11 protein-coding genes and 1 pseudogene are annotated in these 9271 nt (G+C 46.6%); 2 read left to right on the top strand and 10 right to left on the bottom strand.

Going from position 1 to position 9271, the window contains the following annotated elements:
• Together HWQ42_RS00110 and HWQ42_RS00105 are read left to right on the top strand one after the other, a co-directional pair.
• Positions 1 to 707 (top strand): annotated as a pseudogene (locus HWQ42_RS00110) (IS701 family transposase); the annotation flags it as partial.
• A gap of 159 nt (positions 708 to 866) precedes the next feature.
• Positions 867 to 1520: an IS982 family transposase gene (locus tag HWQ42_RS00105; protein ID WP_292808221.1), complete on the top strand. Its 654-nt coding sequence runs from the start codon at positions 867 to 869 to the stop codon at positions 1518 to 1520.
• 17 nt (positions 1521 to 1537) lie between these two features.
• Here the strand turns inward: HWQ42_RS00105 and HWQ42_RS00100 are convergent, their stop codons facing one another.
• The 10 genes from HWQ42_RS00100 to HWQ42_RS00055 all read right to left on the bottom strand — a co-directional run bounded on the left by HWQ42_RS00100 (position 1538) and on the right by HWQ42_RS00055 (position 9122).
• The gene (locus tag HWQ42_RS00100) at positions 1538 to 1783 is read right to left on the bottom strand and encodes a hypothetical protein (RefSeq protein WP_292808219.1); all 246 of its coding nucleotides are present in this window, start codon (positions 1781 to 1783) and stop codon (positions 1538 to 1540) included.
• A 165-nt stretch (positions 1784 to 1948) separates the two neighbouring features.
• On the bottom strand, positions 1949 to 2314 hold the full coding sequence (locus HWQ42_RS00095) for a hypothetical protein (RefSeq protein WP_292808217.1): 366 nt from the start codon (positions 2312 to 2314) through the stop codon (positions 1949 to 1951).
• 203 nt (positions 2315 to 2517) lie between these two features.
• Positions 2518 to 2922, bottom strand: a complete 405-nt coding sequence (locus HWQ42_RS00090; RefSeq protein WP_292808215.1) for a DUF302 domain-containing protein — start codon at positions 2920 to 2922, stop codon at positions 2518 to 2520.
• Positions 2923 to 2974: 52 nt separating this feature from the next.
• Positions 2975 to 3406, bottom strand: a complete 432-nt coding sequence (locus HWQ42_RS00085; RefSeq protein ID WP_292808223.1) for a nuclear transport factor 2 family protein — start codon at positions 3404 to 3406, stop codon at positions 2975 to 2977.
• A 400-nt stretch (positions 3407 to 3806) separates the two neighbouring features.
• Positions 3807 to 4202 (bottom strand): DUF6130 family protein, encoded by a 396-nt coding sequence (locus HWQ42_RS00080; protein WP_292808213.1) that lies wholly within the window; start codon positions 4200 to 4202, stop codon positions 3807 to 3809.
• Between the two features lie 301 nt (positions 4203 to 4503).
• The gene (locus tag HWQ42_RS00075) at positions 4504 to 5712 is read right to left on the bottom strand and encodes an alpha/beta hydrolase (protein ID WP_292808211.1); all 1209 of its coding nucleotides are present in this window, start codon (positions 5710 to 5712) and stop codon (positions 4504 to 4506) included.
• Positions 5666 to 7105: an NAD(P)/FAD-dependent oxidoreductase gene (locus tag HWQ42_RS00070; RefSeq protein ID WP_292808209.1), complete on the bottom strand. Its 1440-nt coding sequence runs from the start codon at positions 7103 to 7105 to the stop codon at positions 5666 to 5668. The genes HWQ42_RS00075 and HWQ42_RS00070 overlap by 47 nt, the downstream gene beginning before the upstream one ends.
• A gap of 124 nt (positions 7106 to 7229) precedes the next feature.
• A complete protein-coding gene (locus tag HWQ42_RS00065) occupies positions 7230 to 7463 on the bottom strand; it encodes a hypothetical protein (protein ID WP_292808208.1) in 234 nt (77 codons plus the stop codon).
• Between the two features lie 58 nt (positions 7464 to 7521).
• The gene (locus HWQ42_RS00060) at positions 7522 to 8271 is read right to left on the bottom strand and encodes an SDR family oxidoreductase (protein ID WP_292808206.1); all 750 of its coding nucleotides are present in this window, start codon (positions 8269 to 8271) and stop codon (positions 7522 to 7524) included.
• 203 nt (positions 8272 to 8474) lie between these two features.
• Positions 8475 to 9122, bottom strand: a complete 648-nt coding sequence (locus tag HWQ42_RS00055) for a GMC oxidoreductase (RefSeq protein WP_292808204.1) — start codon at positions 9120 to 9122, stop codon at positions 8475 to 8477.
• Between the last annotated feature and the right edge of the window lie 149 nt (positions 9123 to 9271).

Raw genomic sequence — 9271 nt, 5'->3', positions numbered from 1 at the left:
AAATCGTCAACTCAAGTATTTAGGGGGATTAGCTAAAAATCGCAAAGTTATTCTCAATATTCAAGATAATATTCAACAAACAATTAGACTAGATGAATTAGCAGAGAGTCTGCCCAAAGAGGCTTTTACAGAAATTAAATTAAATCTAGACAAACCAAAAACAGTATGGGTTGTCACTAGAGAAATAGAGATATCACAACTGAAAGGAAAGCGAAATATTGCTATCGTCATGAACGCTCCGACTTTCTCGCAAGCCACTGATATTGACTATTTTATCACGCCAGATGCTCTACTTGGGGAGACCCCAAGACCGCACTGGCTCACCAATGTTTCTTCATCAATTGTCACACCATAATGGATAGTTGACACTTATGGCTCAAGAAATTGGGTAGAAGTTTTTTATAGAGAAGCTCTCGTGTTGGTTAGGGCTAAAAGAATATCAAGTCCGAGAGAAAAGAAGTCTACTTAGACATTTTATTTTAGTTTTTTGTGCCTATACTTTTATTCTTTGGCATCAGTTAACAGGAGGCTTGAGACGTAGGTGGGCTAACAAACCTTTAAACACCTTTACTGAAGCAATAGATGCCTTTAGAACAGCTATGTCTTATCGATTTTTTGACTGGTTGACCTTCAACCGTGACGTATTTGCTGCTCATAAAGCTAGTTTGGGCTTTATTTGGGCTTTATTTTTGTCTAAGTCCCGCTAAGAAAAATGAGGGTCTCGGCTATGTCTACCATTGTATCTCGCCTCGATATCGTACAAATCTTCTGTGACGTAGATGATTTTTGCAACCAGTGGGAGAACTTGTGGCAACAAGTGCCACAGTTACCATCCACACTCATGAGAGCACCGCAGCAAATCAAAAATGCATTTATCAGAGGTGATGACAATTGCGATTGCATTTCACGGTAGTGGTTATAAAACTTTCAAGGAGTTCTACACCTTGCACGTGCTACAAAGTTGGCGTGGAGCGTTTCCCAACTTGGTGAGCTACACCAGGTTTGTGGAACTGATGCCTTGGTGTTTAATGTTGTTGTGTTGTTTTTTACATACACGCACGGGAGAGGTTACAGGGATTAGTTTTATTGATTCTACTCCGATAGATGTTTGTCACAATTGTCGCGCACACGCCCATAAAGTTTTTAAGGGGTTAGTGAAATGGGGTAAAAATTCTGTGGGCTGGCACAATGGAAGTAAACTTCATTTGATTATTAACGATTGTGGAGAATTACTGGCATTCAAGCTAACGCAAGCCTTTGTAGATGACCGTAAGCCAGTACCTGATATGACCAAAGACTTAGTTGGTAAACTGTTTGGAGACCGAGGATATATCTCACAAAAATTATTTGAGGAGTTATATCAGCGAGGTTTAGAGTTAGTCACCAAATCTAAAAAGAAAATGAAAAACCGTTTAGTAAAACTGATTGATAAAATTCTTTTACGCAAACGGGCGGTAATTGAATCTGTCAATGACCATCTCAAAAATATGTGTCAAATAGAACACTCAAGGGCGTCGTAGTATCTTTAACTTTTTGGTCAATCTGATGGCTGGACTGGCTGCTTACACCTATTTGCCCAAAAAACCGTCGATTGATATTTACCCAAAAGATTTACCTGCACTACCTCCTGCCGTTTTTTAGCTCCGTCGAACTCACGTATGTTTAAGCTGCGTTCAACCAGAGCGGTTTTACGTCCGTCAGCAACCAGCGCTGGTGCAAGTGTTTTACCCGCTTTGCCGCAGCCGATAATAATGTCGTCATAGTGTTGAGTGTCCACTTCCATATCCTTTGGGTTTGATCGGGTGAATACGATTTCTAGAAGTTGTTATGAATTTTAGAAAAACTGGCTAACTAAGAGAGTTTTAGCGATAACGTATTTGACGAGCGTAACTCAAGATGCTTGCCCTAGCTGATTTTCCAAAAAGTGCATAACACCCGTGCTTAGGATTCAACTTTTTCTACAAGCTTGCTTCATCAAGATACGGTTGTTTTTATACACCTCTAAAGTTTCAGCCTGCGGATTATCTAACGTGCCATCCCACACCGAATATTCATAATTTCTATTCCGAAACTTATACACTCGAACACCTTCTGTCACTTGGCTAGTTCCTTTGCCCAAACTTAAATTACCGTTGGGACTGGTCGCGCGATAGAGCAATTCACCGGAATTATAATTCTGCCAAATATTGATGTTGTACCCACCCTGGCATTTTGTACTCAGGATGAGGCCAGCAGTAGAATCAGCAGAAGCTCTTAAGGAAAAATTAGCTAAGATACTGATTGGCAGAGCCAGGAGTAACGCGGATATTTTCATAAATTTTGTAAAATTAATGAGTTTGACATTACTTGATTGCTGCTACAACTTCATCTGTAGAAAGAACTGCATTAGCGATATACCCAAAGTTGATCAGTGCTGCCTTATAGCCGTCACCCAGTTTTGGATGTCGAGAAGCTGCTGTTGCATCCTTAATGCTGTTTCAAAAACGCCAAGGTGCGATCGCGTGTTAATTATGCAACTTATTGGCGATCGGCGGAACTAAGTGCTTGATAGATTAAAGGTGCAATGATAGCGATATTTTTCACCAACTCATCCGAGAGAGAAAATCGCTGTTTTAAGTAATTAGGATCGTTGTAACTCACCCAAACCTTGCCGTCAGTCGCTTCCCATGCCAGTACTTTCAGGGGTAAATCCAGGGCGATCGTTGGTTCTGCCACCATGAGGAAAGTTCCAGCTTTCGGATTGCCAAACAGCAACAACTGTGTAGGACACAGGCTTAGTCCGACTTTTTCGGCTTCAGCCTGTTGATCAATGCGGACAAAAATGGTGATGCCTTTTACTTCAAGAATGGCTTCTAATCGATCAATGGTTACAGGCACTGAATATTGACTAAGCTGGCTAATGATGCCGTTGTTTGCATTCATTGCAGTGGATTTCTTGTAAGATAAAAACTGGGTGATATGGTCGTTGGGCTTTTCAAAGATTGAGGTCTGACAATCCGGGATGCTCGTCAGGACGACGACCCAATATCCAGTGGAATTTGCGTTCGCGTAGCGTCTCCTTTGGAGAATCGCTTTGGTGAATTGGCAGGTCGTTGATGCTGGCAATACGCCATCGCATGAATCCATATTCATCGAACTCCCAATTCTCATTGCCATAAGAACGGAACCAGTTGCCAGAATCATCATGCCATTCGTAAGCAAATCGGACAGCAATTCGGTTGTCTTGAAAAGCCCAAAGCTCTTTGATCAGACGGTAGTCCAATTCTTTAAGCCACTTACGTGTCAAGAATTGTGCGATCGCCTCACGACCAGATAGAAATTCTGAGCGGTTGCGCCAAATGCTATCCGACGTGTAAGCGAGTGATACTAGTTCAGGGTTATGTGTGTTCCAAGCATCCTCTGCAATTCGGACTTTTTAGATAGCGGATTCACGATCGAAAGGCGGCAGGGGTAGTCGAGAATTTTCGGGGTTGTTCATAGTATGTAAGCGGTAGAATCGCGATTCTCGTTCCGAGAGGCAACTCTTGGAGACGCTTTGCGTAGCTTGCTTCCACGGAGTGGTACGCCAACGTCTCAGCATGATTAGATTAAAATTACAGCAGATTTCAAGTTGCTGGAGTACACAAACTAAGTCCCAAAGCCAGGTATGAACCCTGTTTTACTTCTGGATTCTGAATTCTGCTGTAAGTGCGTGCCGACCGAATTACCTCAAAAGCAGTTTAATACAGATCAATGACTACCACCCGCGATGTGCAGCGTTTCCCCAGATGCCCCCGTCACAACTGCGATTTTTCCCTCTAGTTTTTTCATGATGATTTCTTAGGATCGGGCAGCGTGAACTCCACAGTTTCGCTAGTGATTACTTTGTGCGTGGGGTCAGCTAGTTCGATCAGCACCTTGTGTACGCCAGGTTCTAGTCCGACCAGGATGATCGTTTCCCCACTAGAATCTACAAAATGCCACGGCAAATCGTCAACGGTGATGTGGATATGACCGATGCGCGGCGATACTTCGAGGGCACTTTTGCTGAACACTGGCAACACGCGCAAATTCTCCGTCCGGTACTGGATGAAGACACGTCCCTGTGCCAGTGGTTTGGGAAGCGGTGGATCGACAATCAGCTTGGGTGGTGCTTCGTTTTCAATCGCAATCAACGGTGATGATCCAATAATGTCCCTAGCGCTCGGTGTGTGGCTGTTCATAGCAGGTAATTACCTGAGAGTAGTTTGTATTACGATCGAAATGGCACTAAGATAAGCCGAAAGTCTTGTTTCACCCCGTTCCTAGCCTGTAGGCTGGGAATGTATTTCGAGAGGCTCTGCCTCTGATCAAGCCTTTGGAGGCGGAGGCTCTCAGAATTAGTTCCTAGCCTGGAGGCTGGGAAGCAAGGGTTGTATTTTAACTTAGTGCCATTCCGCTTTCCCCTTTTCCCCTACCTAACTCGGTAAGCAGCAAAGCGATGGAAGAGCGTCTTTTCCTTTCCCTAAAAACATCGATCGCATCCTATTGCAGATGTTTCTTCAATTGGGCAGCAGCTTGAACAAACAGAGAGCGGACTTGTGGCAGCTCGGCTAAACCATTGAGCAGTCCAAAGTCATGAATCATGCCGTTGTACTGCACCGTTGTCACCTCTACCCCAGCTTCATCGAGCTTGCGTCCGTAGGCTGTGCCTTCGTCATGCAAAATATCGCTCTCTGCAACCACAATTAATGCTGGAGGCAAGCCTTTGAGTTGTTCAACCGTCGCTTGTAAGGGAGATGCGTAGATGTCTTTGCGCTTTTCTGGGTCAGGGATGTATAGGTCATACATCCACTTCATCGTGGGTACGGTTAAGTACCGTTTGTCGCCGAATTGATGATAAGAATTCGTTTCAAAATCGGCATCGACGATCGGCCACATCATGATATGTAACTTGATGTGTGGTCCTCCGTTTTCTTTCGCCTTCAAAGCAGTGACTGCTGTCATATTTCCGCCGACACTGTTGCCGACCACTGCCAGATTCTTGCCATCCACCCCAATCTCCTCACCATGCTCGGCAACCCATTTTGTCGCAGCATAAATCTCATTGATCGCCTGTGGGTACTGAGCATCTGGCGTGCGCGTGTAGTTGACAAAGACACCTGCAAATCCTGAAAGCACAACCAGATCGCGAACCATGCGCTTGTGTGTTGGATAATCACCCAACACCCAACCACCACCATGAATAAAGATGAAAACAGGCAATGTGCCTTTGACGCCTTCCGGTCGCACGATATTGAGCGTAATCGAATAACCGTCAGCAGTAATTGTCTTCTCAGACTCTTCAATGCCTGAAAGGTCTACTGGAACGGAAGCCTGTGCATCCACGAGAACTTGACGCGCTTCGAGTGGAGGTAATGTCTCTAGAGGCACACCTCCTGAGTTCAGGACTTTCAAAAATGCCTTCACTCCTTTAGAAAGACGTGGATCATCTGCAACTTCCAAAATTTTTGCTGCTGGCGAGTTTGTTTGAGCAACCATGACATTCTCCTTTGATAAGTAGTAAACAATTTGTTGAAATGACACTGTTAAGTGAATTGATTTAACAGTGATACTTGATTCAGCAGTGATTGTGGAATGGCAATCACTTTCTACTGACATCGTTTCCCAGCCGGAATTATTTGTTACTGGTGAAAAGGTTGTTGACCTAGCGGGTCGCTGCCTCGATCGGTTGTTTCCACACCGCAGCAGCATAGAGCGAGTTCTCAAAATCGGGGGCAATATCGCCTGTGATACGTGCCTCATGATGCGCCCAGTCTTTAAAGAACAAGTCGTGACTAATGCGCGATACTATTGCAGGTACGTCGCGGCGGATGCTATGGATGTCACCAACTGGCAATCCGAAGCTGACCAAACCAGCAGGATTAAATACGTGAATATCTTTCAGATAAGGGGCAGTGCCAGGTACTTTTTCTTGGTATTCGTGGGCGCTACCGAGGTAAGGATGTGCCCCCAAACCGTCGTCGTGCAGGTCTTCTGGTGGCTCGTAGCGATCGCGCCAGAGGGCAATATGCTGGGCAAAGTCGGCTAGTTCGGGACGCTTTGTTGGGTCAACGAAGTAACCAGTGCCAGCGATCGCAAAATCAAACTCGAAAACATCATCGTTCACCTGGATGGCAATGCGATCGCCCAGTTTCCGTGCCGATTTCCAAGGTGCAGATAGATGGATGTGAAAGTTCGGGAAAGCGATCGCTCGCTTAATCGAGTTCGGGGGTGGCGCGGTGCCTGCTTGACGAAAGTGCCAAGCCTGGAACCAGCGGGCTGCATCGGGTAGTTGGGGATAGTTGTCGTAAGCACCAGGGTAATCCCGTACCCGAAGGACTGACAGAGATGCGATCGCCGATCGCCGTACAAATAGATGTACTGCCTTCGCTCCCGATTCCAGCGCCACTCCTGCTGCATCGAAAGCTGAAGCCGCCGCACCCAGCACCGCCACAGTCTTACCGCGCAGTGCTTCAAAATCGATGGCATCGGCGGTATGTGCGTACAACGTGCGGGGTAAGTCAGCCAGTATTGGAGGTATGTACGGACCACCCGTGCCAGCCACGCCATTGGCGAAGATAATTTTGCGCGTAGTCTCTAAGAGCGGGACACCGTTTACCTCAAGGTGTAGGCGGAAGAAACCTGCGACTGGTTCAATCCGCACCAACTTCGTCTGGTAACGAACCTGGATACCCAGGAAATGCCGATACCAACTGAGGTACTCAGCCCAAGCCACTCGCCCAATGCGATCGATTTTCGCGTAGGCTGCCGCACCGTGTCGCGCTTCGTACCAGGCTTGAAAGGACAATTCTGGGATGCCTAGTTCTGGACCAGGCAGATGTTTCGGTGTGCGGAGCGTTCTCATGCGCGCTCGCGTCAACCACACGCCTGCATGAGCCTCGTCATCGGCTGCATCGATCTCGGTCACGCGACCGATCCCAGCACGTCGTAGCGCAAATACAAAGGTGCTACCGCTGCCGCTGCCACCTATTATAGTGACATTGTGATCGATGCCAGGGCGATCGGGTACCCAGTTTTCGGGATCGGGACCGAGCAGGCGTAGTGCCTCGCGGGCAGCAAAATCGGAATTGCTCGTTGTTGTCATGTCGATCTCCTCAGATATCGTTGCGATGGATGAAAAAATCGGAATAGCAAACAATTAAGCTGTTACTAGGTTCTTATTCGCGGGTTTGGATTCGCTAGAACGTGTTATGCACAACTGCCAGAAGCTAGAAAAGGGTTCGTGTTGCTACCACGTCGTTGGGTAGTAGAGCGCAGTTTTGCATGGACGGCTCGGTTTCACCGTTTAGCATGAGATAGACATAAACTGCTTTGTCTAAACCACCATGAACGGTTAGATCAGCTTGTCCATCGACATCTAAATTGAGTTCGCGCACCATCACTCTCGCATTAACTGGCTCTTTGAAAATTCCAGTGCGGACGGCTTTTCCTTTCCAGCTCACTTCACGCGGCAGCCCGACATTAACAGAGATAAGCTTCATCTTTAACTCCTTTTGGACTTCAAATCTGTGCCATACCACCATCGACAAACAACTCAATGCCGTTCACAAAGCTGCTGTCGGCTGAAGCCAGAAAAACAACGGCTTTGGCAATCTCATCGGGTGTGCCGACTCGCCCTAATGGAATAGTGACAGCTTGGCTGTCCACGAATTCTTGCAACTGCTGGTCATTCAGTCCCAAATGATCGTAACCAGGAGTTGGAACCACACCAGGGCTAATGGCATTTACTCGGATCTTGCGTTCTCTGAGGTCGAGTATCCAATTCCGAGCAAACGATCTCACGGCGGCTTTGGTGGCGCTGTAAACACTGAAAGCTGGCGTACCTTTTATAGAAGTAATCGAAGCATTCAGGATAATAGAAGCGCCCTCTGGTAACAGTGGCAGCGCCTTTTGTACGGTGAACAGCAAACCTTTGACATTTACGTTGAATATTTTGTCAAAGTGTTCCTCAGTGATTGCTCCAAGTGGGGCAATTTGTCCACCGCCAGCATTAGCGAAGATGATATCGAGGTGTCCAAGCTCAAGCTTAATGGTGGCAAACAGACAATCGAGGTCTGCCAGATTAGAAACATCGCTCTGCACAGCCGTAACATTTTTACCAATGGCTTCTACAGCAGCATCCAGTTCGACTTGGCGACGACCCGTGATGTAGACATAGGCACCTTCGGCAACAAACTGTTTGGCTGTGGCAAGACCGATACCACTATTGCCACCCGTGACAAGGGCGATTTTTCCTTCTAGTTTTCCCATTATGCGAATCCTCTGATTGTTGGGTTTAAAGCGGTAAGTTGTTAATAGAGAACGGAGTCAGCAGGAAGAATAGTCAGCCGATATTGGGGAGCAAGGGCGATCGTCTTTTGTATCTTAACAAGCGTGCCATTCGTTCTATAGAAGTTCATAACGTCCTCTAAGGGAGATATGCAGGTACACCCAGGATTTTGTCGCCAATTTCGCTAGAGATGCGATTGAAGTTGAACATCAAGTTTATTAGCAATGCTTTGTGAGGTACGCTCCGCTTTAATTAAATCTGCTGCCTTCTCGCCAATCATGATAGTCGGTGCATTCGTATTTCCCGTAGTGATTGTTGGCATGATCGAGGCATCAACAACTCGCAATCCCTCAACCCCATGTACCCGCAACTCAGGATCGACCACTGCCATTGGGTCAATGCCCATTTTGCAAGTACCAACCGGATGCCACACAGTGCTGCAAGTGTCCCGAATATAAGCTTCGAGTGCTGCATCACTCTGAACGTGGGAACCCGGAGCAATCTCCTCACCATGAAAATTATCAAAGGCACTGGTCTGAAACAATTGGCGGATTAATTTAACTCCCTCAACCAACTTTTGCACATCGGCTTGACTTTGTAGATAATTCATCCGAATGGTTGGTGGATCTTTGGGGTCAGGCGATTGGGCAAAGCCCACGCTTCTCCCAAGGGGAGACGCCAGAGGCGAACGCGATCGCAAAGTGACGCTGCCAATATTTTGGAAACGGGTAAGAGAGACTGCACCTGTAAATCCAAAATCAGCAGGAGTATAACCAGGTGACAAGAATTGAATCGGGCCGAAAAAGAACTGCAAATCGGGTGTAGACTCCACATTGCCCTTGCTATGCAAAAATAATCCGGCTTCAACTCCATTACTGGTGATGGCAGGGTGTATATCTTGAGTAACTTCTTGAACGACACAAGTGATATCATGTTCGGTAAATCACTTACGATTAAGCCCCGATTTTAATCCACCAGTGA

The sequence above is a fragment of the Nostoc sp. JL23 genome (assembly GCF_017115065.1).
Classification (GTDB): Bacteria; Cyanobacteriota; Cyanobacteriia; order Cyanobacteriales; family Nostocaceae; genus Nostoc; species Nostoc punctiforme_A.
Note: the sequence above shows the minus strand (reverse complement) of the source record. Positions and strands in the feature narration are given on the sequence as shown.

Bases quoted from the DNA above. Each gene is read 5' to 3' on its own strand.
- HWQ42_RS00105 (WP_292808221.1), top strand. From the start codon at position 867: ATGCATTTATCAGAGGTGATGACAATTGCGATTGCATTTCACGGTAGT.
- HWQ42_RS00070 (WP_292808209.1), bottom strand. From the start codon at position 7,105: ATGACAACAACGAGCAATTCCGATTTTGCTGCCCGCGAGGCACTACGC.
- HWQ42_RS00100 (WP_292808219.1), bottom strand. From the start codon at position 1,783: ATGGAAGTGGACACTCAACACTATGACGACATTATTATCGGCTGCGGC.
- HWQ42_RS00090 (WP_292808215.1), bottom strand. From the start codon at position 2,922: ATGAATGCAAACAACGGCATCATTAGCCAGCTTAGTCAATATTCAGTG.
- HWQ42_RS00080 (WP_292808213.1), bottom strand. From the start codon at position 4,202: ATGAACAGCCACACACCGAGCGCTAGGGACATTATTGGATCATCACCG.
- HWQ42_RS00095 (WP_292808217.1), bottom strand. From the start codon at position 2,314: ATGAAAATATCCGCGTTACTCCTGGCTCTGCCAATCAGTATCTTAGCT.
- HWQ42_RS00060 (WP_292808206.1), bottom strand. From the start codon at position 8,271: ATGGGAAAACTAGAAGGAAAAATCGCCCTTGTCACGGGTGGCAATAGT.
- HWQ42_RS00075 (WP_292808211.1), bottom strand. From the start codon at position 5,712: ATGCTGCTGCGGTGTGGAAACAACCGATCGAGGCAGCGACCCGCTAGG.